Below are 26,189 nucleotides of genomic sequence, written 5' to 3' on the forward strand. Positions count from 1 at the left end.
TGGGAAGGACCATGGAAAATACACAATCAGCAGGATCCAAGGTGGCACAGCGAGGTAGACGCAAGACCAAGGTCGGGGTCGTCGTTTCCGACAAGATGAACAAGAGCCGCGTGGTGGCAGTTACCCGGCGCGTGAAGCACCCGCAGTACGAAAAATATGTGAGGCGCACCTCTACCTTCATGTGCCACGACGAGGGCAACGAAAGCCACGTGGGCGACAAGGTGTTGATCATGGAAACTCGTCCCCTTAGCCGTCGCAAGCGCTGGCGGCTGGTGGAGATCATCGAGAAGGCGAAGTAGTGGGAACTGCAGAGATGCTGAGTACAGGAAAGCGTGAGCAATGATCCAGACCTACACACGACTCAATGTTGCCGACAACACCGGCGCCAAGCGCGTCATGTGCATCAGAATTTTGGGAGGTAGCAAGCGTCGCTATGCGACGGTGGGGGACGTGATTGTCGTTACCGTCAAGTCGGCGCTGCCCGGCGGGAGCGTGAAGAAGGGTGACTTGAGCAAGGCGGTCATCGTGCGCACCAAGAAGGAGACCCGCCGGCCGGATGGTTCCTACATCCGCTTCGACGAGAACGCGGCCGTGCTCATCAACGACGCGGGCGAGCCGAAAGGGACGCGTATCTTTGGGCCGGTGGCCCGCGAGCTGCGCGAGAAGCAGTTTCTCAAGATCGTATCCTTAGCGTCCGAAGTGCTGTGAAGAGGCAGCACCGACGGAGAAGCAGAGGCAAGGCAGGAGATGAACGTACGAAAAGATGACATGGTGGTGGTAATCTCCGGCGACGACCGCGGCAAGCGGGGCCGGGTGTTGAAAGTGTTCCCGGAAAAGAACCGCGTCATCGTCGAGGGAGTCAACTTCATCAAGCGCCACACCAGACCGTCGCAGCAGAACCCCCAGGGTGGCATAGTCGAGAAGGAGGCCCCCATTCATGCCTCCAATGTCATGGTTATTTGCCCCAAGTGCAACGAGACGACAAAGGTGGGCGTGAAGGTCATTAGCGACAGCCGCACCGGCCGGGCAACCCGCGTGCGCTACTGCAACAGCTGCGGCGAGATGTTGGTGAAAGGCTTATAGTCTGGGAAAGGCGGACACAAGGCCCTATGGACTACAAACCACGACTTTTGGAACAGTATCGCGCTGAGATCGTGCCCTACTTGATGAAGCGCTTCGGCTACAAGAATGTCATGCAGGTGCCACGCCTGGAGAAGATTGTCCTCAACATGGGTGTGGGCGATGCATTGGCAAATCGCAAGCTGCTGGACATGGCCATGGATGAGATGGCGGTCATTGCCGGACAGCGGCCGGCCATCAGTAGGGCGCGCAAGGCGATTTCTAACTTCAGGCTGCGCGCTGGCAACCCCATCGGCTGCCATGTGACCCTGCGAGGTTGGCGCATGTATGAGTTCCTCGATCGCTTGATCAGCATTGCCTTGCCGCGGGTGCGTGACTTCCGCGGACTGTCGGACCGCTCGTTTGATGGGCGGGGCAACTACTCCTTAGGCATCAAGGAACAGATCATTTTCCCGGAGATAAACTACGACAAGGTAGAGAAAATCCGGGGCATGGATGTGACCATTGTGACCACAGCAAAGACTGACGAGGAAGCTTACGAGCTTCTGGCGGCATTTGGCATGCCATTTATGCGCAGAGAGGGCGCGTGACCGGAGACTAAACGCGGAGAGTAGAGCTTGGCCAGGACATCGTGCATCGCGAAGATGAAGAAGCCACAGAAGTTTGCCGTACGCCACCGCAATCGCTGCAGCCGCTGTGGACGGCCGCGCGGGCATTTGCGGAAGTTTGGCTTGTGTCGCATCTGCTTCCGGGAGCTTGCGGGGCAAGGCATGATCCCGGGTGTGGTCAAGTCCAGCTGGTGACCAGCGGCATCTTCGGCAAGAGGAGATGATAGATGTCAATGACCGATCCCATCGCTGATTATTTGACCAGGATCCGCAATGCGCTGCGTGCCGGTCACAAGAAGGTGGATATTCCTGCTTCGCGTTTGAAGACCGATATCACCCGCATTCTGCAGGAACAGCACTACATCCACAGCTTCGTGTTGGTGGAGGACGGCAAGCAGGGCATGTTGAGGATCTACTTGCGCTACGACGAGAACGAGGAGCCGGTGATCTCAGGCCTGGAGCGGGTTAGCAAACCAGGACAGCGGAAGTATGTGGGTGTGGACGAGATCCCGCGGGTCCTTAACAATTTGGGTGTCGCTATTCTGTCAACGCCGAAAGGGGTGATGACTGGTCAGCAGGCACGCAAGGCTGGCGTCGGTGGCGAGGTGCTTTGCTACGTGTGGTGATGAGTGCTCAGTGTAGGAGACTGCTGTGTCACGAGTAGGAAAAGTTCCCATTGTGGTGCCCGGGGGCGTCGCGGTGACTGTTGCCGATAAGCGGGTCTCGGCCAAAGGACCGAAGGGCGAGCTGTCACTGGATTTGCCCTCGCCTTTGACCTGCACGGTGCAAGATGGGCAGGTGGTGGTGGCTGCGGATCCAAGTGCACCGCAGGCCAAGTCGCTTCATGGGCTGTTCCGCACCCTGATTGCCAACATGATCCTGGGCGTGACCGAGGGGTTCCAGAAGCGCTTGGAGGTGGTGGGGGTGGGTTACCGCGCGGAGGTGGTGAACAACCGCCTGAAGTTGCAGCTGGGCTATTCCCACCCCATCGTTTTTGTTCCGCCGGCAGGGATCACCTTCGAGACGCCGACTCCGACTAATATTGTCGTCAAAGGGATCGACAAGGCGTTGGTGGGGCAGGTGGCTGCCAAGGTGCGCTCCTTCAAGCCACCGGAACCCTACAAGGGTAAGGGAATTCGCTACGAAGGGGAGCAGGTGCGGAAGAAGGAAGGCAAGAGCGCCGGACGATGACGGTGAGCTGGCAGACAGCGAACAGCAGAAGAAACGCAAGTGAGCGATGAAGAACTCGACTTTCAAAGTAGAGGCGCGGGCACGCAAGAAAAAGCGCATTCGTAAGCGGGTGCATGGTACCGGTGAACGGCCGCGCTTGGTAGTCTTTCGCAGTAACCGACACATCTACGCGCAGTTGGTGGATGACACCACCCACCGCGTGCTGACGGGTGTGTCCAGCCTGACAGAGGCTCTTCGACCGGCGGTGAAGGAGGCCAAGAGCAAGGTTGAGGTCGCCAAAGTGGTCGGCAAGGGCATCGCCGAGAAGGCCAAGGAGCTCAAGATTAGCAAGGTAGTCTTTGACCGAGGCGGGTACTTGTACCACGGCCGGGTGAAGGCGCTGGCCGACGGCGCGCGCGAGGGCGGACTACAGTTCTGAGGCCGGACAGAGTCGGCGCACGTGATGGCGAAATCGCAAACAGCAGGAGCAGAGCTTGGAGCGTATCAACCCAAGTGAATTGGAACTGAAAGAACAGGTAGTGCACGTCAACCGCGTGGCCAAAGTGGTCAAGGGTGGACGGCGCTTTAGCTTCAACGCCATCGTCGTCGTGGGCGATGGCAAAGGACACGTGGGCGTGGGACTGGGCAAGGCCAATGAGGTGACCGACGCCATTTCCAAAGGATCAGAGGCGGCCAAGAAGAACATCATGCGCGTGCCATTGGTGGGAAGCACCATCCCGCATCTGGTCAGTGGCAAGTACGGCGCCGGTAAGGTGCTCCTTCGCCCGGCCTCGCCTGGAACCGGGGTCATTGCTGGCGGTGCGGTGCGCGCCATCATGGAGGCGGCAGGCGTGCGGGACGTGTTGACCAAGTCGCTGGGCTCCGCCAACCCGCATAATGTGGTCAAAGCAACTGTGGTTGCCCTCAGCAAATTGGTGGATGCCCGGACAATGGCCAAGAAGCGAGACATGAGCCTCCGCCAGCTCTTCGGGCTGGAGGAAACCCCGGCCAAGGCAGAAAACGACTGATCGAGACGGATGCAGCGATGGCAAAGAAGACGCGAAAACTTCGGGTGACCTTGGTGCGCAGCACCATTGGCCGCCACTGGCGGCAGAAACTGACGGTGCGGGCCCTCGGTCTGCGCAAGCTCCACCAGAGCGTGGAGCACGCCGACACACCGCAGATCAGGGGGATGATTGCCAAGGTCGGCCACTTAGTGAATGTGGAAGAGCTGTAGCGGCACGCCTGAATACGCCGCTGAGCAAGTGTGTGCGACAAGCAAGCCTTGAGGAACGATGAATCTATCGCAGCTGAAACCACCTGCAGGGTCAAAAAAGCAGCGCAAACGCCTGGGCAGAGGCGATGCCTCTGGACACGGCGGCACCTCGACGCGGGGCCACAAGGGACAGCATTCCCGCTCTGGCGCCAAGCATCGGGCCTGGTTCGAGGGCGGGCAGATGCCCTTACAACGGCGAGTGCCCAAGCGGGGTTTCACTAGCCCCTTCAAGAAAGAATACCAGGTCGTCAACGTCTGCGACCTGGAACGCCTGGAGTCGGTGACAAGCGTCGACCCCGCCGTGCTTCGCGAGAAGGGGCTCATCAGGAAGAAAGGGCTCCCTGTCAAGATACTTGGTTCGGGGCAGCTGAGTCGTGCTCTGCAGGTATCGGCGCACGCGTTCAGCAAGTCCGCCAAGGAGAAGATTGAGAGCGCAGGCGGGAAGGTGACGGTGCTATGATCAGGGAATTCCAGAGCGCCTTCAAGATCCCAGAGCTGAAGCGGAAGATTCTCTTTACGCTCGGCATTCTGGTTGTCTATCGTGTTGGCGGCCACGTGCCCATCCCCATGGTCAGCGGACCGGCACTGACTGCCTATATCGACTCGGCAATGGGCGGCGGTGGCCTCCTCGGGCTCTACGACCTCTTCGCCGGGGGCGCCCTGAAGCGAGCCACCGTCTTCGCGCTGGGCATCATGCCCTACATCTCCGCCTCGATCATCTTGCAACTGCTCGGGGCGGTGGTGCCCTATTTCCAGAAGTTGCAAAAGGAAGGCGAGGCGGGACGCAAGAAAATCGCCCAGTACACGCGATACGGCACGGTGCTCATCTCCGCCTTCCAGGCTTACGGCGTGTCGGTTTTTCTGCGCTCGATTCCGCCCGTGGAGACTGTCACCAAGACGGGCGAGCGTATCCTGTTGCGGGTTGTGTCGGCCGATACCACCGGGCAGATCATTCTCTTTACGTTCCTGACGATGTTAACCCTGGCAGCGGGGACGGTGCTGATCATGTGGCTGGGGGAACAGATCACCGAGCGCGGCATCGGCAACGGCATTTCTCTGATCATTTTCATCGGCATCATTGCCAGGTTCCCGAACTCCATCTTCAACGAGCTGCAGCAGGCGCTCACCGGGAATCGTGGTCTGCTGACAGAGATCCTGCTGATCGCAGTCTTTGTGGGCACGGTGGCGGCGACGGTGGTCCTCACGCAGGGCACCCGCAAGATCCCCGTGCAGTACGCCAAGCGCATCATCGGCCGGAAGATCTACGGTGGGCAGAGCACCCATTTGCCGCTGCGAGTCAACACGGCGGGGGTGATGCCCATTATTTTCGCTCAGTCGATTCTCTTTGTGCCGCAGACGATCCAGACCTTTCTGCCCAAGAGCGGGTTCGTCGAGTCGTTGAACAACATGTTTTCCGCCACCTCGGTGGTCTACTGGCTGATCTACGGGATCTTGATTGTCTTCTTCACGTACTTCTACACGGCGATTGCCTTCAACCCCGTCGACGTGGCGGACAATATGAAGAAGTACGGGGGCTTCATCCCCGGTGTGCGCCCGGGCGCAAAGACAAGCGAGTTCATCGACCACATTCTGACGCGCATCATGCTCCCTGGGTCGATAGCCCTGGCGATTGTGGCCATTTTCCCGTACTTCCTGACCAAGGTGTCCAACGTCTCCTACGATTTTGCTTCGTTCTACGGCGGCACGTCGTTGTTGATCGTGGTGGGTGTGGTGTTGGACACCTTGCAGCAGGTCGAGTCGCACCTGCTGATGCGGCATTACGACGGATTCTTGAAGACCGGCAAGATTAGAGGGCGCAGGCGGATGTAGTGCGCCGCCTGGTCAGGGAACGGACCCAGCCCATGCGCCTGATCATACTCGGAGCGCCCGGCACCGGCAAGGGGACGCAGGCCAGTCTGCTGGCCAACCATCTGCGGGTGGCGCATATCTCCACTGGCGACATGCTCCGCGAGGCGGTGGCGCAACGCACCCCACTCGGGCAAAAGGTGGAAGGAATCATGGCGGAGGGCAAGCTGGTGCCGGACCGCCTCATGATTGCGGTGGTCTCCGAGCGGTTGCGGGCGGCGGATTGTCAGAGCGGGTTCATTCTCGATGGCTTCCCCAGGACCCTGGCGCAGGCTAAGGCGCTTGACCGGCTGCTGGAGAGGCAGGGGAAGGCCATCGACTTGGTGTTGATGCTGGAGGTGCCGGACGCCGAGATCGTGCGGCGGCTGAGTAGCAGGCGGGTCTGTGCGGCGTGTGGGGCTGTCTACAACCTCGCCACCGACGAGGCAGCACGTACGGGCATTTGCCCTGCGTGTGGCGGGCAGCTCGTCCAGCGTCCGGATGATAGAGAAGAGACCGTGCGCGAGCGGCTGCGCGTCTACGCGCGGCAGACACTACCCCTACGGCGTTACTATGAGCAGCAGGGGAAGTTGCGCGTCATCCCGGGCGATAGATCGATTCCTGAGGTGCAGCAGGTTGTGCAGGAGGCGGTGCAGCGACTAAGTACCACGACAACAGCCCGCTGAAGGGGCAGCGTGAAATCGAGCTGATGCGCGCCAGTTGCCGTCTCGTCGCCGAGGCACTGGCGCTGGCCGAGTCGCTGATCAGGCCGGGACTGAACACAGAGGTACTTGACCGAGAGGTCGCAAGCTTTCTTAGGGCACGCGGCGCGCGCGCAGCGTTCAAGAACTACATGGGTTTCCCGGCGCACATCTGCGTGTCGGTGGATGAGGAAGTCGTGCACGGCCTGCCCGGATGCAGAGTGCTGCGCGAAGGGGACATCGTTGGGGTCGATATCGGCGTGGAGATGGCGGGGTACTACGGAGATGGGTGCAAGACGTTCCCGGTAGGGCAGATCTCCCCGGAGAAGGAGCGCCTGCTTGCGGCAACGAAACAGGCCCTTTACGCGGGCATCGCCCAGGCACGCGTGGGCAATCGATTGTCCGACATCTCGCACGCCATTCAGACGACGGTGGAAAACGAAGGCTTCTCCGTCGTGAGGGCCTTGGTGGGGCATGGCATTGGTCGCAGCCTGCACGAGCCTCCGCAGGTGCCGAATTTCGGCGCACCGCATCGTGGCGTGCGGCTGCGCGCCGGGATGGTGTTGGCCATCGAGCCGATGGTGAACATGGGCTCGCACGAGGTCCTCACCTTGGCCGATGGCTGGACGGTGGTGACCAAAGACCGGCTGCCTTCCGCCCATTTTGAGCACACGGTGGCCATCACTGACGGGGAGCCGGTGATCCTTACCGAGGATGTGACGGTAGCATAGGAGGCCCATGGCTAAGGAACAACCGATACGAGCTGACGGCACGATTATCGAAACGTTGCCCAACGCCGCGTTCCGCGTGGAGCTGGAGAACGGCCACAAAGTGCTCGCCCACATCTCGGGCAAGATGCGCATGCATTTTATCCGCATTCTGCCGGGCGACAAGGTGACCGTGGAGCTGTCTCCCTACGACTTGACGCGCGGGCGCATCACGTATCGGTACAAGTAGCTTGCCTCTGTGCAAGCAACAGCGCTGCGCTGTGCGTAGCCGTCTGGCAGAGGTGGGAGGCCAGAAACTTCCCATCAGTGAAGAAGATTGTGCCGATTGGGAGTAGGTATGAAAGTACGGTCGTCGGTGAAGAAGATTTGCGAGAGCTGCAAGATCGTCAAACGCAAGGGCGTGGTGATGGTCATTTGCAAGAACCCGCGCCACAAGCAGCGGCAGGGTTAGCAGCCATTTGACTTTTCTTCAAGGAGGCGGTTTTGGCACGCATTGCTGGTATCGATTTGCCAAAAGAGAAGCGCATCGAGGTGGCGTTGACCTACATCTACGGCATCGGCCTCACCTCGTCGCGGAAGATCCTGGCGAAAGCGGGTGTAAACCCTGACATCCGCGTCAAGGACCTTTCGGCCGATGATGCGGCGAAGATTCGCAACATCATCGCTGCGGAGTACAAGGTGGAGGGTGCGCTCCGTGCGGAAGAGACGATGAACATCAAGCGGCTGATGGATATCGGCTGCTATCGCGGGCTTCGTCATCGCCGCAACCTGCCGGTGCGCGGTCAACGCACGCACACCAACGCGCGTACGCGGCGTGGCAGGCGCCGCATTGTGAGCGTGAAGAAGAAATAGCTGGCACGGACACTCATTTGCGAGGTGGAGGTAGAGTTTGAGCGCAATGCGAAGACGCGCGCGCAAGCGCGAGCGAGTCGAGGCCAACGGGGTGGCACATATCAAGGCCACCTTCAACAACACTATCGTCACGCTGACCGATAGCTATGGCAATGTGATTTCATGGGCGTCTGCCGGTAGGATTGGGTTCAAGGGCTCGCGCAAGAGCACCCCCTTTGCGGCGCAATTGGCTGCCGAGGCGGCCGCCAAGGAGGCCTTGGAACTGGGTCTGCGTCGTGTGGAGGTGATGCTCAAGGGCCCAGGCGCGGGCCGCGAGGCGGCAGTGCGATCGCTGCAGGCGGCCGGTCTGCAGGTGGTGGCGATCAAGGACGTCACCCCCATCCCGCATAATGGCTGCCGCCCGCCCAAGCGGCGCAGGGTGTGAGCAACCGATAGGCAGCGTCCCAACAGAGAACGCGAGTTCTGGAGGCAGTTTCCTTATGGCAAGATATACTGGACCGGACTGCAAACTGTGCCGTCGCGAAGGGCAGAAGCTGTTTCTCAAGGGCGTCAAGTGCGACGCCGCCAAGTGTCCGTTCGAAAAGCGCGGCTATGCCCCTGGCCAACATGGGCGCACCAGGAGGTTCAGGCAGTCCCAATACGGCTTGCAACTGCGCGAGAAGCAGAAGGTGCGGCGCATCTACGGAGTGCTGGAGGCGCAGTTCCGCAACTACTTCGAGAAGGCGGTGCGACAGCCAGGCATCACTGGCGAGAATCTGCTTCGCTTGCTGGAGACCCGGCTGGACAATGTCGTCTACCGGCTCGGACTCGCTCCGTCGCGCAAGGCCGCGCGCCAGTTGGTGCGACACCGGCACTTCCTGGTGAACAATCGCATCGTCGATATTCCGTCGTACCGCTTGAAGCCAGGCGATGAGGTGAAAGTGAGGGCCAAGAGCCGCCAGCTGGAAGTCTTCCACGCCTCGATGCGCCGCATGCGCGAGGGGCGGCAGTTGCCGTGGCTGGCGTTGGACAAGGCAAACATGTCCGGGACGCTCCTGGAAGTCCCCAGCCGCGCCGATATTCCGCTGCCCGTGAACGAAAGCCTCGTTGTGGAGCTCTACTCCAAGTAGCGGCCCACGTTTGGAGGCTGGCCATGTGGCACAAGACACATTTGTGGAGTGAACATACATGAGCTTACCAAACTTTCAAATGCCGGAGACCATCGAACTCGATGAGTTGGTCTACAGCAACACCCACGGCCGGTTCATCGTGCAGCCCCTGGAGAAGGGCTTTGGCGTGACCATAGGCAATGCGCTGCGCCGGGTGCTGCTCTCGTCGCTCCCCGGGGCGGCCATCACCATGGTGCGCATCGACAAGGTGCAGCACGAGTTCTCGACGATCCCCGGCGTCAAGGAGGATGTCGCCGAGATCGTCATGAACCTCAAAGAGGTGCGCCTCAAGCTCATCAACCGCAAGCCGGACAAGGTGGTCCTCCACCTAAAAGGGCCGCGGGAGTTCAAGGCGGGCGACATCCAGGTCAATCCGGGCGAATTCGAAGTCCTGAACCCCGAACACCACATTGCCACGCTCAACGAGAAGGCCGACTTTAAGATGGAGCTCCGCATAGGGCGAGGCCGTGGCTATGTCCCCGCGGAGGAAAACCGGCTGCCTGACATGCCCATCGGGTCGATTCCGATCGATGCCATTTACACGCCCATCAAGAACGTGCGCTACACGGTGGAGAATACCCGCGTGGGGCAGCGTACCGACTATGAGCGGTTGATCTTGGAGATCGATACTGACGGAAGCATCACCCCAGACGATGCTCTGACCTACGCCGGGCAGATTCTTCAGGACCACATTCGGCTGTTCATCAACTTCGAAGTGGAGCCTGAGGAAGAAGAGCCCGTGGAAGTGGACGAAGAGGCGGTGCGCATTCGGAGGCTCCTGAAGATGAGCGTCGAGGAGCTGGAACTGTCGGTACGCGCCTCCAACTGCTTACGGGCGGCCGACATTCAGACCATCGCGGACTTGGTGCGGCGGGATGAGCAAGAGATGCTGCGCTTCCGCAACTTCGGCCGCAAGTCACTCCAGGAGCTCAACAGGATCCTTGAGTCCAGGGGCCTGCACTTCGGGATGGATGTGGACAAATATCTGCAGGAAGAAGCAAAGTAGCCAAGATCACGACAGCTAAGGCGAGAGTCGATGCGACACAACAAGAAAGTGAAGAAACTGGGCCGAACGGCCAGCCATCGCCGTGCGTTACTGACTAATCTGGTGACTGCGCTCTTTGAACATCTGAGCATCAAGACGACCTTGGCCAAGGCGAAGGAAGCGCGCCGGCTCGCGGACCGCCTCATCAACATCGCCAAACGCAACGACTTGCACTCCAGGCGGCTTGTACTGACAACCGTGCGCGACAAGGCGGTCGTGCGCAAGCTCTTTTCCGACATTGCCCCGCGCTATGCGGACCGCAAAGGAGGTTACACGCGCGTGGTGAGCCTCGGGCATCGCTACGGGGATGGGGCAGAGCTGGCTATCTTAGAGCTGGTCGGCTACGAAGGGGTGCAAAAGGCGCGCATCGAGGCACAACGCGAGAAACGCGAGGCCAAGAAGAAGGAGAAGGAGAAAGAAAAGGCTGCGGAGAAAGCGCCGGTTGCCCAAGCCGAGAAAGAGGACTGACGGGGCAAAGCACCTTGGCCTTGGCGAGCAAGCTATGGAGCAGGTCGCACAGTGCAGTTGGGCGCAGCAGGCAACCCCGGGGTTGCCTTTTGCTTTTCTGGCCAGTGCGGCCCTGAGCGATGTCATTGGCAAGAGGTGAGGCCATGACTGACCAACAGAGAGGAACCATCAGAGCACCGCGAGGCCCGGTGCTGACCTGCAAAGGGTGGCATCAGGAAGCTGCGCTGCGCATGTTGATGAACAACCTCGAGCAGGGGGCAGACCCGGCGCACCTCATCATCTACGGCGGCAGCGGCAAGGCGGCGCGCAACTGGGAAGCCTACGATGCCATCGTCGCCTGCCTGAAAGGCCTGGAGAACGACGAGACCCTCCTCATTCAGTCGGGCAAGCCGGTGGGCATCTTCAGGACGCATACCTATGCGCCCCGCGTGCTCATTGCTAATTCCCTCATCGTGCCTCAGTGGGATAACGATGCCTATTTTGACGAGCTGGATGCCAAAGGCCTGATCATGTACGGCCAGATGACCGCTGGGAGTTGGATCTTCATCGGCCAACAAGGGATCCTGCAGGGTACCTACGAGACCTTTGCCGCGGCGGCTAAGAAGCACTTTGGCGGCTCCTTGCGCGGCAAGTTCTTGCTGACTGGCGGCCTCGGCAACATGGGAGGGGCCCAGGCGCTGGCCGCCAAGATGAACGGCGCCGCGTTCTTGGGGGTGGAATTCCGGAGGGAGGTCATCGAACGGGTGATTCGCGAGGGCCTTTGCGACCGCCTGTGCGAAAGCCTCGATGAGGCCCTGGACCTGGTGCTGGCGGCCAAGGCGCGGGGCGAAGCCCTGTCGGTGGGTCTCCTGGGCAACACCGCCGAAACGCACCCGGAGATTCTGCGCCGAGGTATCATTCCGGATGTTGTCACCGATCAGACCTCGGCGCACGAGCCCAAGAAGTACTGGCCCAAGGGACTCTCGCGCCAGCAGGCCGAGCGGCTGCTGAGCGAAGACCCGCGCACCTACGTGGAACTGGCGAAGGAGTCAATGGCCGAGCACGTCAGAGCCATGTTAGGGTTCAAGAGGGAGAGGGCGGTCGTGTTCGATTACGGGAACGGAATTCGCCAATATGCGTACGAGAAGGGAGTGACCGACGCCTTCGACATTAAGGGGTTTGTTCTGGAGTACATCCGGCCCCTCTTTTGCGAGGGACGCGGTCCGTTTCGCTGGGCAGCTCTTTCCGGCGAGCCCGAGGACATATTCAAGATCGACCAGGTGATTCTCTCGGAATTTTCCCACGACGGCGTGCTGACCAATTGGATCACTTTGGCGCAGAAGCACTTGGACTTCGGCAAGCTGCCGGGGCTGCCAGCCAGGGTATGCTGGTTGGGATATGGCGATCGAGCCAGGCTCGGGGTGCGCATCAACGAGATGGTAGGGCGGGGTGAGCTCAAGGCGCCGGTCGTCATCGGGCGCGACCACTTGGACTGCGGCTCGGTGGCTTCGCCTTTGCGCGAGACAGAAGGAATGCGCGACGGTTCTGACGCAGTGGCCGACTGGCCAATTCTCAACGCGTTGCTCAATGCGGTTTCTGGCGCAAGCTGGGTGGCGGTGCACGACGGTGGCGGAGTGGGGCACGGCAAGGCCATTCATGCCGGCCAGGTCATTGTGGCCGACGGCACGCCCGAGATGGCGGTGCGCCTGGAGCGCGCCCTGACCAATGACCCAGGGATCGGCATCGCCCGCCACGTGGACGCCGGGTATCCCGAGGCGATTGCCACTGCGCGCGCCAAAGGGGTTAAGATCCCCATGCTGCCCAAGGGGTAGGCGTGCGCGTTGACCTCCTCATCGTCCATGCGGCGCAGGTGGTGACCCCTCTGGCGGAGGGTGATGGGCAGAGCCGCTTGCAGGTGGTGAACGACGGTGCCGTTGCCATCGCCGGCGAGAAGGTCGTGGCCGTGGGCTCTTCAGGCGAGGTCCTCGCTACGGTGGCCCGCCAGGAAGGGACCGAGGTCATCGAGGCGCGGGGCAAGACGGTGACCCCAGGGCTGGTGGATGCCCACACCCACCTCGTGTTTGCCGGCAGCAGGGTGGAGGAGTTCGAATGGCGCACGCAGGGGAGGAGCTACGAGCAGATAGCTGCCGCCGGAGGAGGCATTCGCGCCAGCGTGCGCCAGTTGCGGCGTGCGACCATGGAGGAGTTGATCGAGGCCGCACTGCCGAGGCTGGACCGCTTCCTGGCCAACGGCGTAACTACCGTGGAGGCGAAAAGCGGCTACGGACTGAGCCTCGTGGACGAGCTCAAGTCACTTCGGGTCATCGCCGAGCTGGCTCGGCTCCATCCGGTGGAGCTTGTGCCCACGCTCCTGGCAGCTCATGAGGTGCCCGACGAGTACCGGGATCGGCGTAACGATTATCTTGACTTGTCCGTCGAGCACATCATCCCGCAGGTGGCGGAGCAGGAGCTTGCCGAGTTCTGCGATGTCTTTTGCGAACGTGGGGTCTTCTCCGTGGAGGAAGCGCGCCGCGTGCTGCTGGCTGGCAAAGCCCATGGCCGCAAGCCGAAGATCCACGCGGAGCAGTTCAGCAGGTCTGGCGGGGCGCAGCTCGCGGCAGAGGTGGGTGCCACTTCCGCGGACCACTTGGACTATGTCGACGAAGCGGACGTCACCGCATTGCGAAAGGCGGGGGTCGTGCCGGTGCTCTTGCCTGGCGCGGTCTTTTTCCTCGGCAAGAGCCGCTTTGCGCCGGCGCGGATGATGCTGGCAGCAGGGCTGCCGGTTGCCCTGGCGACTGACTTCAACCCCGGAACGTGCATGAGCGAGTCGTTGCCCTTGATGATGACCTTGGCCTGCACTCAAATGCAGATGACGCCGGCGGAGGTGTTGATTGCCACCACGCTCAACGCCGCCCGCGCCATCGATCGCGCTTCCACACTGGGACAGCTGCGGGCCGGCGCGCAGGCCGATTGCGTCATTTGGGATGTGCCGGACTATCGCTGCATCCCGTACCACTTTGGCGTGGAGTTAGCTCAGACGGTGATCAAGCGCGGAAGCGTCGTCTATGAGCGCGCCAAAGGGACCGCGGTCGGCGCCATCAAAACTGACGAGGAACACGCATGAGATACTCCTGGGCGGCACCGGGTCTTGTCCTTCTGGCCCTGACGGTCGGCTGTAGCAAGAATGAGAAGCTGCCTTACGGCCTTGGCCTTGTGGATCGCATCGATACCGGGAGCGTCAAGGTGGTGGAGATTGCGCCTCCCGTGGCCGAGGCCAGCTACGAACGGGGCCGGGTGACCACGGGCAAGAGCCCCTATCTCCTCGCTGGCGAAGCAGATGGCTACCGCGCTGCCATCGTCATCAGGTTCAGCGCGCTTCCGGATAGCTCGGTGGTCGACGGCGCCACGCTCTGGTTGTCGCCAGCCTCTTACCGTGGTATACCCGCGCCGCTGGCCCTCAGTGCCCAACAGGTCACTGCCGCGTGGAGCGAAGATTCGGTCACGTGGGCAAACTTCACCGGCGACGGGGGTCCCCAGGTGGGCTGGGCAAGCATGCTGGCTGGCGATTCAGTACGCGTCGGCATTCCCATTGAGCCTTGGCTGGTCGGAGGCTGGATCGATAGCTCGCTGGCCAACTATGGCTTATACATCACCGTCAGCGGCCCGGCTCTCCAGGAGTTCCACTCCTCGCAGGCAACCGACACCACCCGCTACCCGAGACTCGAGATTAGCTACATGCGCAAAGGGGGTGCCGACACCGCCCTGCTCAAGCCAAGTGCAGACGCGTTTCTGGTCACCTATGCCGGCTCGCTTCCCCCTGGCAGGTTGCTGATTGCCAACGCCACAGGCTGGCGGGTGCTGGTCAAGTTTGCTCTGGATTCCATACCGTCCGATGCGACCATCAACCGCGCGCGGCTGGAATTGTGGATAGACCAAAGCCTGACGAAGCTCCGCGACACAGGCATGGCCATCGCCGGGCGCCCAATTGTGAGTGAGCCGTGGAACCCGCCGGACCTGGCGGTGGACACCACGATGAGCGTGCCCGTCGCTGTCATTGTCAAGGCAAGCGAGAAGCTCACCTTCTCGGTCTCCAGCGAGATTGCCGATTTCACGGCTATCGTGCAGGCCTGGACCTCAGGCAGGCTACCCAACCGCGGCCTGATGCTCTACTCCACGGGGGAAGGCCTGGATGCTTCCGAGGCGGTGTTGTTCTCTTCCGGCGCAGGCGAGGGTACGATGCCGCGCTTGCTGGTGGAGTACACCGTCCCGCCGCGGCCGTGAGAGACGGGCTCAATCAACCCAGGAGGAAATCGTGAGTCACCTTCGCCGCCATCGCATGTGGTTGCCCGCCGTGGGCGCTACACTCATCCTGGCCTCTCAGTTCTGTGGGGCCGGTTCACTCTACAGCTCCAAGGGGATTGGCTTGTGGCGCATCTACCCCAGCGGTCAAGGAGCGGGCATGGGTGGGGTTGGTATTGCCCTCATGGACAATCTCACCATCAACCTGTGCAATCCGGCGGCGCGCTACCCTGCCGGCGTCACACGGGTGGCCACCGACGTGAGGTTCGACTTTTCTACAACTACTTCCGCAAGCGGCAGTGCCGGGGGGCACTATGGACAGGCGGGCGGCTTTGCCATGCTGATTCCTCTTGGCAAGCGGGCAACGTTTTCCGCAGCGCTGGGGCCGGTGAGCGATGTGCGCTATGCGGCGGCGCATGAGGACACCTTGCCCGGCTATCAGTTCTCCCGTCAGGTGACCGGCGAAGGGGGATTGAACCAGGGCGAGTTCTCCTTCTTTCTCATGCCCGTGCGGTATCTCTACGTGGGCGCCTCTGCCCATCTCTACTTCGGCGGCATTCGGGAGACGTGGGAAACGAGCTTTTCGTCCACGGACTTTGTCAGCAGCAAAGACCGCTTTTCCACTCACCTCGAAGGATTTGGCGGCACGTTCGGCGTTGTCCTGCGCCCGGCAGCGCGCTGGAATATCGGCGCCGTCGTCTCGCCGCCTGCAGAGCTGAAGGTTGCCACGGACATCAAGCACGCCTTCCGGGGCAGCGATTCGACCCTCGACAAGGAAACGCGCCTTCCCCTGAGGTGGGGCATAGGTGTCACCTATCAGTGGCCTTTTGGCCTCACGGTGGGCGGCGACTACTACCGGCAGCAGTGGAAAGACGTGGTCCCCATTTGGGAAGCGCGCTACGCCTACGCCAACAGCGCATACCTCATGATTGGCTCGGAGTTTGTGCCCAGCCGCAGGCTCACTGACCCGTACCTCAAGAAGGTCGCGTATCGCGCCGGTTTTCGCTACGGCCGCCTGCCGCTGCTCACGGGCGATGGGAGGCAACTCCGGGAATACGTCTTCACCATTGGCTGCGGGTTGCCGTTTTTCTCTTTTCTCGGGCGAGTGGACGTGGCCTACGAGTGGGCCTTCAGAGGCTCGTTACCTCAGGATCCGGTCGAAGAGAGGATGCACCGCCTCCTCATCAGTGTTGCCGGTGCCGAGCGCTGGTTCCAGCGACAATAGAGCGATGCTATCCGAGCGCGTGGTTGACACCAAATATTGCTTGCTTTTGTTGCCGATTTTTCGCAAATTCCACACCTGAGTTGGGGAGAAAAGGGAAGATTTAGTTGGAGGAGGACTTGGCAGTGAAGAGAACACCCCTTGTGCGCAGCATTGGGGCCGCGGTTGCTTCGGCAGCCCTCGTCGGTTGGGTATGCAGCCTGGCGCTCTGGTTCGGATGCGCGGCTACTGGTCCGAAAGTCTCGCCGGAAGAGGAGGCGGCCCGCCGCAAGGCCATCCAAGATTCGATCCGAGCCGCACAGCGCCTGGAAATCCTCAAGAAGTGGAGCCTGGGCTACGAACACTACAAGAACAAGAGCTACCGCGACGCCATCCCCCATCTGTGGAAGGTCATCGAGCTTGACACCGCTCAGCACGAGATGAAAGAGGTGTACACCGTGCTCGGCGATGCCTACATTAAGCTCAATGTTCCGGACAGCGCTCTGCTCGTCTATGAGCAGGGCGTGCGCGTATTTCCCCAAAATGCCCACCTCCACCGCAGCCTCGGCTATCTCTACGCGGTCATTGGCAGGGTTCCCGAGGCGATCCGGCAATACGAAGAGGCCTTGGAGATTGAACCTGATGCCATCAACGACCGCAGGGCGTTGGCCGCTCTGTACGTGAAGGGCGAGAACGTCGAAGGCGCCATTCTGCAGTTGGAAAAGGTCCTGCAGCAAGATCCCAGTGACAAGCAGAGCCAGGAAACCTTGAGCTCGCTCTACCGCGCCAGCGGCGACGAGATGGGTTATGTGCAGGCCTTGGAGAAGGCGCATCAGCTAGATCCGGAGAACACGGAGACCATGCTCAAGCTGGGGAAGGCCTATTACGACCGCAACGAGAACCAGAAAGCGGTGGCCATTTTCCAGAAGCTCTTGCAGAAGACCCCCGATGACACCTACGTGATGGAGCTGCAAGCGGGGGCGTTGCAGAACATGAAGAAGTTCAAAGAGGCCATCGCGGTGTACGACAAGATCCTCGCCTTGCGGCCAGACAACAAGCGCGCCTACTGTGAACAGGCCTCCTGCTACAAGGAGCTGGGCCAATTCACCAAGGCACGGACCTTGGCGCGCAGGGCGTCATCGCTGGATCCCAACTATGGTTACGCCTACTTCGTGGTGGGCGAGATCTACGAGGCTGCGGTGGACGCGTGCATGACCCAGCGCGGTGAACGGAGCCCCAAGTTCGACGACAAGCTCGTCTACTGGTTCGCCTACGAAGAATATCGTAAGGCGCTCCAGGATTTGGAGATGCGCGACTATGCCCAGCGGCGCATGGACTACCTGAAGAACCTCATCCCAACCGAGGACGACATCTTTTTCCACAAAGAGGAGTGGACGAAGAAGCGCACGCGCATCGACTGCTATCAGTGGATCTACTAAGGGGAGCGGAACGGCCAGCCGAACGGGCGGTCGTGGGAGCGGGCGCGGTGCATTTGGCAGAGTGAAACCGTGGAAGAGCTACGGCAAACCGACCCTGAGGTCTACCAGGCCATCGTCGATGAGGTGGCCAGGCAGAACGACAAGCTGGAGCTCATTGCCTCCGAGAACTTTGTCAGCCTGGCGGTCCTGCAAGCGATGGGCCAGGTGATGACCAACAAATACGCCGAGGGTTATCCCGGCAAGCGCTACTACGGCGGCTGCGAGCACGTGGACGTGGTAGAGGAGCTGGCCAGGGAGCGCGTGAAGAAGCTGTTTGGCGCCGAACATGCCAACGTGCAGCCGCACTCAGGCTCGCAGGCTAACATGGCCGCCTACTTTTCCTTTGTCAACCCGGGCGACACGGTAATGGGCATGAATCTGGCGCATGGCGGCCACCTGACGCACGGCAGCCCGGTGAACTTTTCCGGTCGTTTCTTGCGGGTGGTCTTCTACGGTGTGGACCGGAACGGCTACATCGACATGGCAGAGGTGGAAGCGGTTGCCCGCCGCGAACGCCCCAAGCTGATCATCACCGGGGCAAGTGCCTACTCGCGCGCCATCGATTATGCCGCTTTCCGCCGGATTGCCGACAGCGTCGGCGCCAAGCTCATCGCCGATATCGCTCACCCGGCGGGCCTTATCGCCGCGGGGCTGCTGCCCAGCCCCCTGCCGCATTGCCACGTGGTCACCTCCACCACGCACAAGACCCTGCGTGGGCCGCGCGGGGGGCTTATCCTCATCGGCAAGGACCAGGAGAACGACATGGGGCTCACCACCCCCAAGGGCCGGTTGAAGATGATCTCCGAGATTGTCGACTCTAATGTCTTCCCCGGCTTTCAGGGTGGGCCCTTGATGCACGTCATTGCCGCCAAGGCAGTGGCGTTCAAGGAGGCTTTGGAACCGGAGTTCAAGACCTACTCTGCCCAGGTCATCGCCAATGCCAAGGCATTGGCAAATGCCCTGATGGAACGCGGCTACCACATCGTCTCCGGCGGCACGGATAGCCATCTCATGCTGGTTGACCTGCGCAACAAGGGGCTCACCGGCCGGGACGCGGAGAAGGCGTTGGAGCAGGCTGGCATTACCGTCAACAAGAACATGGTCCCCTTCGACGAGCAGAGCCCATTTGTCACCAGTGGGATCAGATTGGGGTCGCCAGCCCTGACCACGCGAGGGATGAAGGAGTCGGAGATGGTGGACATCGCCGAGCTCATCGATCGGGTGTTGTCACACATGGGCGACGAGAAGGTTTATGGCCAGGTGAAGGGTGCGGTGCGCGAACTGTGCGCGCGCTTCCCTCTGTATACCTTCGTGGAGGCGCACGTGCCGTCGCGGTAGCTAGGCGAGGGCGGTATGAAGTGCCCGTTCTGTGGTCATCCTGATACGCACGTCATCGACTCCCGCACGCGTGGTGATGGACAGTTTGTGCGCCGCCGCCGCGAATGTCTGGCCTGCGGCAAGCGCTTCACCACCAAGGAGTATCTTGATGCGGGGCCACTCCTGGTCATCAAGGCAGACGGACGTCGCGAGCCATTTGACCGGGAGAAGGTGCTGCGCGGCGTCCAACTCGCCTGCACCAAGCGGCCGATCTCGGCACAGGCAATGGAAGAGTTGGTGGCTGGTGTTGAGGCCGAACTCCGCGAGTTGGGGGTCGAGGAGGTGGAGTCCAAACTCATCGGCGAGAAGGTCACTGCGCGCCTCAAAGAGCTGGATGACGTAGCTTACGTGCGCTTTGCCTCGGTCTATCGCAAGTTCCAGACCAAGGAAGGGTTCTTGGAAGAGCTGCGGCGGCTGAAAGGGGAGTAACCCTCGCAGTCGCCATTGTCATAGGACAAATTCACATGCGCTGCACAGGAGGGCTGGCCACGCCACGATGAGGGACGTGGTCATGCCCTTCCGTATGTGTATCCATTCTGACGGAGTCGATATTGCGGATGCTACGGAAGCGGGCTTTTTCTGGAGGTGTGCATCCTCCTCAAAGCAAGATCACCGCCCACCTTCCCATCGAAGAGGTACCCCTGCCACCGCAGGTGGTCATCCCCCTCCAGCAGCACTTAGGTGCTCCTGCTGAACCGCTTTGCAAGGCTGGTGACACGGTCAAGATCGGCGATAAGATCGGCGAGGCCAAAGGGTTTGTGTCCGTCCCTTGTCACGCCTCCGTCTCCGGCACGGTGAAGGCGGTGGAGCCACGCCTCCACCCCTTGGGAGGCAGGGTTCTGTCCGTGGTCATTGACAGCGACGGTAAGGGAGAAGTTGCTTCCTCCGTCATGCCTGATCCTGACTACATGCAGCGCTCCGCTGAGGAGCTGCGCGCGCGTGTGCGCGAAGCAGGCCTTGCCGGCATGGGCGGCGCCGCCTTTCCGACGCACGTCAAGCTTTCACCGCCGCCGACCAAGCCGATCGATACGCTGCTCATCAACGGTGCCGAGTGTGAGCCCTACCTGACCGCAGACCATCGCCTCATGCTCGAACAGCCGCGTGAGATTCTGGCCGGGGTGCAGGTCATCCAGAAGATCTTGGGGTGCAAACGGGTGGTCATTGCTATCGAGGACAATAAGCCGGACGCCATTGCCACCATGCGCAAGGCGGTCGCCGACACGGGGGAACGCTACGAAGTGATGTCGTTCCAGGCGAAGTACCCGCAGGGGGCAGAAAAGCAACTGATCAAGGCTGCTACCGGCCGGGAGGTGCCTCGCGGCGGCCTGCCCATGGACGTGGGGTGTCTGGTGCACAACGTAGGCACGGCAAAGGCCATCTACGAGGCGGTGGCTCTGCGCAAGCCTTTGGTCGAGCGGGTGGTGACGGTCACCGGCCCAGGCGTCAGGACACCGAAGAACTTGCGCGTGCCTTTGGGGACATCTTTCGCGCACCTCTTTGCGCATTGCGGCGGGCTGACTGAAGATGCCGGGAAGATCATTATGGGCGGGCCGCTGATGGGTATCGCCCAGTTCAGCGACGAAGTGCCGGTGATCAAAGGGACCTCGGGCATCGTGGTCCTCACCCAGACGGAAAGCAGGCTGTCCGATCCTTTGGTGTGCATAGGCTGCGCGCGCTGCGTGGATGCCTGCCCCATGAAGCTTGTCCCAACCCACATCCAGACACTGGTGAGACACGAGCGCTTTGCAGCCGCCAAAGAGTATGGCTTGTTAGATTGCATTGAGTGTGGATGCTGTGCCTTTGTCTGTCCTGCAAAAATCCCCTTTGTGCACCTAATGAAATACGGCAAGCTGAAGGTGTACCAGCTCGAGAGGGCGGCCGGGCCCAAGAGTGCCTGAGCGCTAAGTGTACGGAGCTGACCATAGAGGGCAACCTGAGGCGGACGGAGAATGGAGAAGGAGCGTCTTGTTTCGGCATCGCCGCACTTGAGCGACGCTGAATCGATACCGAAAATCATGTACGGCGTGGTGCTGTCGTTGCTGCCGGCGGCAGTGGGCGCGGTCTATTTCTTTGGGCTCAAGGCCTTGTGGATCATGCTCATTGCCTCGGCGGCGGCAATGGCCAGCGAGGCGGCAGTGCAAGCCATTCTGCGCAAGAGGATTACCGTGGCTGATGGGAGCGCCCTGGTGACAGGCATCCTGCTTGCCTTCAACGTGCCGGCTTCCGTCCCCCTCTGGCTGCCGGCCGTGGGAGCAGTCTTTGGCATTGTGGTGGGCAAACATGCCTTCGGCGGTTTGGGGTACAACCCCATGAACCCCGCCTTGCTTGGCCGTGCCTTCATGTTGGCCTCCTGGCCCACGTCCATGACGGTGTTCACTGTGGCCCCCAGGGGCGGTTCCCTGTGTGGCATTGACCCAGCCACCATCAGCGCCTTGCAGATTGACGCGGTCACTCAGGCAACTCCGCTGAAGTTGCTCAAGGTGGCGCGCGGCGTGCTGGCCAACCCCTCGGCCGCCGATGCTTCTTCGTACGCCAGTTACGCCAAGGCTGTGGGAGCGCTCTACGACTCCTACGGGAACCTCTTCTGGGGCAAAGTCGGGGGCTGCATAGGAGAGACCTCCACCTTCTTGCTGCTCGTTGGAGCGCTATTCCTGTTGTACAAGCGCTACATCGGCTGGAAGATCCCGTTCAGCTTCTTGGGCACTGTCGCCCTACTGTCCTGGGCTTTTGCGGGCACAGATGGTCTTCTTTCGGGAAAACCGCTCTTTCACCTCTTGTCAGGTGGGGTGATGCTCGGTGCCTTCTACATGGCTACCGATATGGTGACCTCGCCGGTGACTTTTCGTGGGAGGCTGCTCTTCGGTGTTGGTTGTGGGGTGATAACCATGGTCATTAGGCTCATTGGCGGGTATCCGGAAGGAGTGTGCTACTCAATTTTGCTCATGAACCTCACGGTTCCCCTTTTGGACCGCTACACGAGGCCAAGGATCTTGGGAGAGAAGAAGTGAAGGAGATTGGCAAGTTCAGCGGCACGTTGCTGCTGGTCACGGTGGTGGCTGCAGGTGCCCTTTCGGCAGTGAACAGTGTTACCAAGCCGCGCATCGAGCGGCAGCAGCAGCTGAAGACCTTGGAAGCCTTGGGCGTCGCCCTGCCCGGTGCGCCCGCCGACGCCATCGAACCGGTGCGGCGCGACGGGCGCATCCTCTACTACGTCGGCTACGAGGCACCCGGGTCGAAGCGGGGGGTCGGCTACGGGGTCACCGCAAGGGGCAAAGGGTACGCCGGTGATGTCGAGACGCTGGTGGGGGTGGATACGTCGTTCACCATCGTGGGCATTCGGGTGCTGGCGCAGCGCGAAACGCCGGGCCTGGGGACCAAAATTGTCGAAACGCGGCCTGGTGAGACAGTGCCCTATTTTCAGGCCCAGTTCGTTGGGCGCACTGCGGCGCAGTGCAAGGTGGACAAAGACGGCGGGCCCATCGTCAGTATCACCGGTGCGACAATCTCCTCGCGCGCCGTCGCCAACGCGGTCGCCGCCGCGATCGATTCCCTGCGACTGTGGCTGAGCAGTGCCGAGGGGAGCGAGGCTGCTCCTCCAGCAGGCTCCACCAAATCACTTTCGCCTCTGATGACCCAGTAGGAGAACGAGGGAAGAGAAGGGATGTCCGCACGACGAGAGCTGGTTAAGGGGATTTATGAGCAGAACCCGGTGTTCCGGCAGGTGCTGGGACTTTGCCCCACCCTTGCTGTGTCTACGTCTATCGAAAATGCAATCGGCATGGGGGCGGCCGCCACGTTCGTGCTCTGCTGCTCGAACGTGATTATCTCCCTGATTCGCAGGGGGGTGCCGCCCAAGATTCGTATCCCCATCTACATCGTGGTGATTGCCACTTTTGTGACCATCGTCGATATGGTCATGGCCGCGTTCACGCCTGCGCTGTACAAGGCGCTGGGCATTTTCGTGCCACTCATCGTGGTCAACTGCATCATTTTGGGGCGCGCAGAGGCGTTCGCCGGCAAGAACTCCGTGGGCTTGTCCCTGCTGGACGGAATTGGCATGGGACTGGGCTTCACCTTTGGCCTCTTGTCACTGGCCATCATCCGCGAACTGTTGGGGGCGGGCACAATCATGGGACACCCGCTCTTCGGCGAGCGCTTTGAGCCGGTGCTCCTGATGATCATGGCGCCGGGAGGTTTTCTCACCGTCGGGTACCTGCTGGGTTTGTTCAACTGGATCGATCGCAAGCGGGCAAGGTCCTGAAGGCCGCACGAACCGAAGCAAGAGAAGGTCACCTATGGACGTTCGGAGCCTACTGATTATCGCTGTCGGCGCAATCTTCATCAACAACTTCGTGCTGATGCGCTTCCTCGGCATCTGTCCCTACATCGGCGTGTCCAAGTCCTTGGATTCGGCCGTGGGCATGGGGAGCGCGGTGATATTCGTGATGACCCTGGCGTCGGTGGTCACTTTCCTGGTGGAGAAGTACATCCTGCTCCCTGATGCCAGCGTCTTCAGGCTGATTTTTGCCGGTCACCAAGCGCCGGACCTCCGCTTCTTGAGGACCATTGCCTACATCCTCACCATAGCCAGTCTCGTGCAGTTCGTAGAGATGGTGATCCAGAAGAGCAGTCCGGCTCTGTACAAGTCCCTTGGCATCTATCTTCCCCTCATTACTACCAATTGCGCCGTACTGGGCGTGGCCCTGCTGAATCAGGTGGAGCACTTTGACTTCATCCAGAGCGCGGTGAATGGGTTCTCTGCGGGGGTAGGCTTTACGCTGGCATTGGTGCTCATGTCCAGCATTCGGGAGAAGTTGGAACTGGCGGATGTGCCGGAGGCGTTGCGGGGCGTGCCCATTGCCTTCATCATGGCCGGGCTGATGTCCATCGCCTTTCTCGGCTTTTCGGGGCTCACGCTGAAATAGCGGTATCCTCCAGCGCATCCCAGGCGCTCACTGTAAAGCAAGCCCCTCTCCGCTCCTTGCCCGAACGAGGGGCTTGTTTATCTTGTCGAGCGAGGCGCTTGGAAATCCGATTGGTGAGATGGTGACCAAGGCCAAAAGAGAACGCAAGGTGCGGGACGAGAAGCGCATGCCATTCCTGGACCACCTCGAGGAGTTGCGGTGGCGGCTCATCAAGTGTCTTGTTGCCGTCGCCGTGGCCAGCCTTCTCTGCTATGCGGTGGCCGGCAAGTTGATGAGCTTCCTGACCAGGCCTTACCCAAAGCAACTGGTGTTTCTCTCTCCGGCCGAAGGTTTCATGGTCACGCTCAAGGTCTCGCTGTTCGGCGGACTGGTGCTGGCTCTGCCGGTGGTCTTCTACCAGCTCTGGCAGTTTGTTGCCCCGGGGCTGCTGGAGAAGGAGCGCCGGTACGTGCCTGTGGTAGTGATTGTCTCCACGGTGTCGTTTGTCGTGGGGGCCGTGTTTGCCTACTGGGTGATGAACCCCTTGGCGCTACGTTTCTTCTTAGGCTTCGAAAGCTCCACGCTGGTGGCCACCATCCGCGTGAGCGAGTACTTGGGCTTTGTCACCAACATGATGTTGGTCTTCGGCGTCGTCTTTGAGATGCCCCTGTTGAGCTTCTTTCTGGCGCGGATCGGTGTGCTGACTCCGCGCCTCTTGCGCTCGAAGCGGCCTTACAGCGTGGTGGCCATTCTCACCGTTGCCGCCATTCTGACGCCGCCGGATGTCTTGACCCAGATTCTGCTGGTGGCGCCAATGCTGGTGCTCTACGAAATCAGCATCTGGGTGGCAGCAGTGGCAGCGCGGCGCAGGCAGCAGAGCTTAGCTTCTTGAGCACAGGGCAAGCCAGCGTTCGGCCCAGTACCAGGCGCATTCAGGTCGAGGGGAGGTGTCGTGTTATGGATATTATGCCCGATCGCTACAAGAGCTTGGACGACCCAGAGCTCACCTCGCGCATCAGGAAGCTGAAACAGGACTACGGCCAGGCGCTGCTCGCCCTGGCGCACTACTACCAGCGGGATGAGATTGTGGCGCTCGCCGACTTTGTCGGAGACTCTTATGCCCTGGCCAAGAGGGCTTCCCAGCAGAGCGCGGCGCGCTACATCGTGTTTTGTGGCGTGCACTTTATGGCGGAGAGCGCGCGCATTGTGTGCGACCCGGGGCAGCGCGTCTTCCTGCCGGATCATCTGGCCGGCTGTCCGTTGGCCGACATGGCCGAGGTGGAGGATGTGGAAGAGGCGTGGGCGGAGATCGGCAAGCATTGCGACCTCCGCCAGGTAGTGCCGGTGACCTACATCAACTCAAAGGCAGAACTGAAGGCCTTTTGTGGCCGCAATGGGGGGACGGTCTGCACCTCGGCAAACGCCGGAGGGGCCATCGACTGGGCGCTCCGCCGGGGCCGCAAAGTCTTTTTCTTTCCGGACCAACATCTCGGCAGGAACGTGGGGCTGGCCAAAGGTATAGCTGCTGACCAGATGGTCGTGTGGGACCCGACCAAGGAGCATGGCGGCCTTGATGCAGCGGCACTCGAGGCGGCAGTGCTCATCCTGTGGAACGGGCACTGCCATGTGCACACCTTGTTCAGTCCAGAGCAAGTAATGGCGGCCAGGCAAAAATACCCCAAGGCGCTGGTCGTCGTACATCCCGAGTGCAAACCTGAGGTGGTGGCTGCCTCCGATGCTGCCGGCTCGACCTCCTTCATCATCAAGTACGTGGCGGAGGCGCCGCCCGGCAGCACGATTGTCGTGGGCACCGAGATCCACCTCGTGAAGCGGCTGGCTGCGCAATACACCGACCGTACGGTGGTCCCCCTGGGCCATTCTCTCTGCCCGAACATGTACCGCATCAACCTGCGCAACTTGTGCTGGACCATAGAAGAGTTGGGGAGCGTAAACGAGATTCTGGTGCCAGAGCCGGTGCGCACTGAGGCCAGAATCGCGCTGGAAAGGATGTTGCAGATTGGCTGAGA

The 26,189-nt window shown here is 61.0% G+C and carries 35 protein-coding genes; all 35 read left to right on the top strand.

What is annotated here, in order from left to right; genetic code table 11:
- Nucleotides 1-11 precede the first annotated feature (11 nt).
- Nucleotides 12-299: a 30S ribosomal protein S17 gene (rpsQ, locus tag NUW13_07570; protein ID MCR4438882.1), complete on the top strand. Its 288-nt coding sequence runs from the start codon at nucleotides 12-14 to the stop codon at nucleotides 297-299.
- 40 nt (nucleotides 300-339) lie between these two features.
- Nucleotides 340-708: a 50S ribosomal protein L14 gene (gene rplN / locus NUW13_07575; GenBank protein MCR4438883.1), complete on the top strand. Its 369-nt coding sequence runs from the start codon at nucleotides 340-342 to the stop codon at nucleotides 706-708.
- 39 nt (nucleotides 709-747) lie between these two features.
- The gene (gene rplX / locus NUW13_07580) at nucleotides 748-1,083 is read left to right on the top strand and encodes a 50S ribosomal protein L24 (protein MCR4438884.1); all 336 of its coding nucleotides are present in this window, start codon (nucleotides 748-750) and stop codon (nucleotides 1,081-1,083) included.
- A 26-nt stretch (nucleotides 1,084-1,109) separates the two neighbouring features.
- Nucleotides 1,110-1,670: a 50S ribosomal protein L5 gene (gene rplE / locus NUW13_07585; GenBank protein ID MCR4438885.1), complete on the top strand. Its 561-nt coding sequence runs from the start codon at nucleotides 1,110-1,112 to the stop codon at nucleotides 1,668-1,670.
- 27 nt (nucleotides 1,671-1,697) lie between these two features.
- Nucleotides 1,698-1,883 (top strand): type Z 30S ribosomal protein S14, encoded by a 186-nt coding sequence (locus NUW13_07590; GenBank protein ID MCR4438886.1) that lies wholly within the window; start codon nucleotides 1,698-1,700, stop codon nucleotides 1,881-1,883.
- Nucleotides 1,884-1,915: 32 nt separating this feature from the next.
- Nucleotides 1,916-2,314, top strand: coding sequence for a 30S ribosomal protein S8 (rpsH, locus tag NUW13_07595; GenBank protein ID MCR4438887.1), 399 nt, complete (start codon nucleotides 1,916-1,918; stop codon nucleotides 2,312-2,314).
- Between the two features lie 25 nt (nucleotides 2,315-2,339).
- A complete protein-coding gene (rplF, locus tag NUW13_07600) occupies nucleotides 2,340-2,879 on the top strand; it encodes a 50S ribosomal protein L6 (protein ID MCR4438888.1) in 540 nt (179 codons plus the stop codon).
- A 46-nt stretch (nucleotides 2,880-2,925) separates the two neighbouring features.
- Nucleotides 2,926-3,297, top strand: coding sequence for a 50S ribosomal protein L18 (rplR, locus tag NUW13_07605; protein MCR4438889.1), 372 nt, complete (start codon nucleotides 2,926-2,928; stop codon nucleotides 3,295-3,297).
- A 55-nt stretch (nucleotides 3,298-3,352) separates the two neighbouring features.
- A complete protein-coding gene (rpsE, locus tag NUW13_07610; GenBank protein MCR4438890.1) occupies nucleotides 3,353-3,886 on the top strand; it encodes a 30S ribosomal protein S5 in 534 nt (177 codons plus the stop codon).
- Nucleotides 3,887-3,903: 17 nt separating this feature from the next.
- Nucleotides 3,904-4,095, top strand: coding sequence for a 50S ribosomal protein L30 (rpmD, locus tag NUW13_07615; protein MCR4438891.1), 192 nt, complete (start codon nucleotides 3,904-3,906; stop codon nucleotides 4,093-4,095).
- A 58-nt stretch (nucleotides 4,096-4,153) separates the two neighbouring features.
- Nucleotides 4,154-4,594, top strand: a complete 441-nt coding sequence (gene rplO / locus NUW13_07620) for a 50S ribosomal protein L15 (GenBank protein MCR4438892.1) — start codon at nucleotides 4,154-4,156, stop codon at nucleotides 4,592-4,594.
- The gene (secY, locus tag NUW13_07625) at nucleotides 4,591-5,964 is read left to right on the top strand and encodes a preprotein translocase subunit SecY (protein ID MCR4438893.1); all 1,374 of its coding nucleotides are present in this window, start codon (nucleotides 4,591-4,593) and stop codon (nucleotides 5,962-5,964) included. The genes rplO and secY overlap by 4 nt, the downstream gene beginning before the upstream one ends.
- 32 nt (nucleotides 5,965-5,996) lie before the next feature.
- Nucleotides 5,997-6,665 carry an adenylate kinase gene (locus NUW13_07630; protein MCR4438894.1) on the top strand — a complete coding sequence of 223 codons (669 nt, stop codon included), beginning with the start codon at nucleotides 5,997-5,999 and terminating at the stop codon, nucleotides 6,663-6,665.
- 23 nt (nucleotides 6,666-6,688) lie between these two features.
- Complete coding sequence (gene map, locus NUW13_07635) at nucleotides 6,689-7,411, top strand: type I methionyl aminopeptidase (GenBank protein ID MCR4438895.1); 723 nt, start codon at nucleotides 6,689-6,691, stop codon at nucleotides 7,409-7,411.
- Nucleotides 7,412-7,418: 7 nt separating this feature from the next.
- On the top strand, nucleotides 7,419-7,637 hold the full coding sequence (gene infA / locus NUW13_07640) for a translation initiation factor IF-1 (protein MCR4438896.1): 219 nt from the start codon (nucleotides 7,419-7,421) through the stop codon (nucleotides 7,635-7,637).
- Between the two features lie 108 nt (nucleotides 7,638-7,745).
- The gene (gene rpmJ / locus NUW13_07645; protein ID MCR4438897.1) at nucleotides 7,746-7,859 is read left to right on the top strand and encodes a 50S ribosomal protein L36; all 114 of its coding nucleotides are present in this window, start codon (nucleotides 7,746-7,748) and stop codon (nucleotides 7,857-7,859) included.
- Between the two features lie 32 nt (nucleotides 7,860-7,891).
- Entirely contained in the window at nucleotides 7,892-8,260 is a 369-nt protein-coding gene (rpsM, locus tag NUW13_07650; protein ID MCR4438898.1) for a 30S ribosomal protein S13, read from the top strand.
- Between the two features lie 46 nt (nucleotides 8,261-8,306).
- Entirely contained in the window at nucleotides 8,307-8,684 is a 378-nt protein-coding gene (rpsK, locus tag NUW13_07655; GenBank protein MCR4438899.1) for a 30S ribosomal protein S11, read from the top strand.
- Between the two features lie 55 nt (nucleotides 8,685-8,739).
- A complete protein-coding gene (gene rpsD, locus NUW13_07660) occupies nucleotides 8,740-9,369 on the top strand; it encodes a 30S ribosomal protein S4 (GenBank protein ID MCR4438900.1) in 630 nt (209 codons plus the stop codon).
- Between the two features lie 58 nt (nucleotides 9,370-9,427).
- Nucleotides 9,428-10,414 (top strand): DNA-directed RNA polymerase subunit alpha, encoded by a 987-nt coding sequence (locus tag NUW13_07665; protein MCR4438901.1) that lies wholly within the window; start codon nucleotides 9,428-9,430, stop codon nucleotides 10,412-10,414.
- 30 nt (nucleotides 10,415-10,444) lie between these two features.
- Nucleotides 10,445-10,921 (top strand): 50S ribosomal protein L17, encoded by a 477-nt coding sequence (rplQ, locus tag NUW13_07670; protein MCR4438902.1) that lies wholly within the window; start codon nucleotides 10,445-10,447, stop codon nucleotides 10,919-10,921.
- Between the two features lie 143 nt (nucleotides 10,922-11,064).
- Entirely contained in the window at nucleotides 11,065-12,732 is a 1,668-nt protein-coding gene (hutU, locus tag NUW13_07675; protein ID MCR4438903.1) for a urocanate hydratase, read from the top strand.
- Between the two features lie 2 nt (nucleotides 12,733-12,734).
- A complete protein-coding gene (gene hutI, locus NUW13_07680) occupies nucleotides 12,735-14,027 on the top strand; it encodes an imidazolonepropionase (protein MCR4438904.1) in 1,293 nt (430 codons plus the stop codon).
- Nucleotides 14,024-15,184: a DNRLRE domain-containing protein gene (locus NUW13_07685; GenBank protein ID MCR4438905.1), complete on the top strand. Its 1,161-nt coding sequence runs from the start codon at nucleotides 14,024-14,026 to the stop codon at nucleotides 15,182-15,184. The genes hutI and NUW13_07685 overlap by 4 nt, the downstream gene beginning before the upstream one ends.
- Nucleotides 15,185-15,215: 31 nt before the next feature.
- Nucleotides 15,216-16,427 (top strand): hypothetical protein, encoded by a 1,212-nt coding sequence (locus NUW13_07690; protein ID MCR4438906.1) that lies wholly within the window; start codon nucleotides 15,216-15,218, stop codon nucleotides 16,425-16,427.
- Between the two features lie 122 nt (nucleotides 16,428-16,549).
- Nucleotides 16,550-17,842, top strand: coding sequence for a tetratricopeptide repeat protein (locus NUW13_07695; protein MCR4438907.1), 1,293 nt, complete (start codon nucleotides 16,550-16,552; stop codon nucleotides 17,840-17,842).
- A gap of 69 nt (nucleotides 17,843-17,911) precedes the next feature.
- A complete protein-coding gene (locus NUW13_07700) occupies nucleotides 17,912-19,219 on the top strand; it encodes a serine hydroxymethyltransferase (GenBank protein MCR4438908.1) in 1,308 nt (435 codons plus the stop codon).
- A 15-nt stretch (nucleotides 19,220-19,234) separates the two neighbouring features.
- On the top strand, nucleotides 19,235-19,687 hold the full coding sequence (nrdR, locus tag NUW13_07705; GenBank protein MCR4438909.1) for a transcriptional regulator NrdR: 453 nt from the start codon (nucleotides 19,235-19,237) through the stop codon (nucleotides 19,685-19,687).
- Between the two features lie 128 nt (nucleotides 19,688-19,815).
- On the top strand, nucleotides 19,816-21,156 hold the full coding sequence (gene rsxC, locus NUW13_07710; GenBank protein ID MCR4438910.1) for an electron transport complex subunit RsxC: 1,341 nt from the start codon (nucleotides 19,816-19,818) through the stop codon (nucleotides 21,154-21,156).
- 51 nt (nucleotides 21,157-21,207) lie between these two features.
- On the top strand, nucleotides 21,208-22,266 hold the full coding sequence (locus NUW13_07715; GenBank protein MCR4438911.1) for an RnfABCDGE type electron transport complex subunit D: 1,059 nt from the start codon (nucleotides 21,208-21,210) through the stop codon (nucleotides 22,264-22,266).
- Nucleotides 22,263-22,898 carry an RnfABCDGE type electron transport complex subunit G gene (locus NUW13_07720; GenBank protein ID MCR4438912.1) on the top strand — a complete coding sequence of 212 codons (636 nt, stop codon included), beginning with the start codon at nucleotides 22,263-22,265 and terminating at the stop codon, nucleotides 22,896-22,898. The genes NUW13_07715 and NUW13_07720 overlap by 4 nt, the downstream gene beginning before the upstream one ends.
- A gap of 21 nt (nucleotides 22,899-22,919) precedes the next feature.
- Nucleotides 22,920-23,519, top strand: a complete 600-nt coding sequence (locus NUW13_07725; GenBank protein MCR4438913.1) for an electron transport complex subunit E — start codon at nucleotides 22,920-22,922, stop codon at nucleotides 23,517-23,519.
- Between the two features lie 34 nt (nucleotides 23,520-23,553).
- Nucleotides 23,554-24,183: an electron transport complex subunit RsxA gene (gene rsxA, locus NUW13_07730; GenBank protein ID MCR4438914.1), complete on the top strand. Its 630-nt coding sequence runs from the start codon at nucleotides 23,554-23,556 to the stop codon at nucleotides 24,181-24,183.
- 148 nt (nucleotides 24,184-24,331) lie between these two features.
- Complete coding sequence (gene tatC, locus NUW13_07735; protein MCR4438915.1) at nucleotides 24,332-25,054, top strand: twin-arginine translocase subunit TatC; 723 nt, start codon at nucleotides 24,332-24,334, stop codon at nucleotides 25,052-25,054.
- A 65-nt stretch (nucleotides 25,055-25,119) separates the two neighbouring features.
- Entirely contained in the window at nucleotides 25,120-26,187 is a 1,068-nt protein-coding gene (gene nadA / locus NUW13_07740; GenBank protein ID MCR4438916.1) for a quinolinate synthase NadA, read from the top strand.
- Nucleotides 26,188-26,189: the final 2 nt, after the last annotated feature.

This window comes from candidate division KSB1 bacterium, assembly GCA_024655945.1.
In the GTDB taxonomy this organism is placed as follows: Bacteria; Zhuqueibacterota; Zhuqueibacteria; order JANLFK01; family Oleimicrobiaceae; genus Oleimicrobium.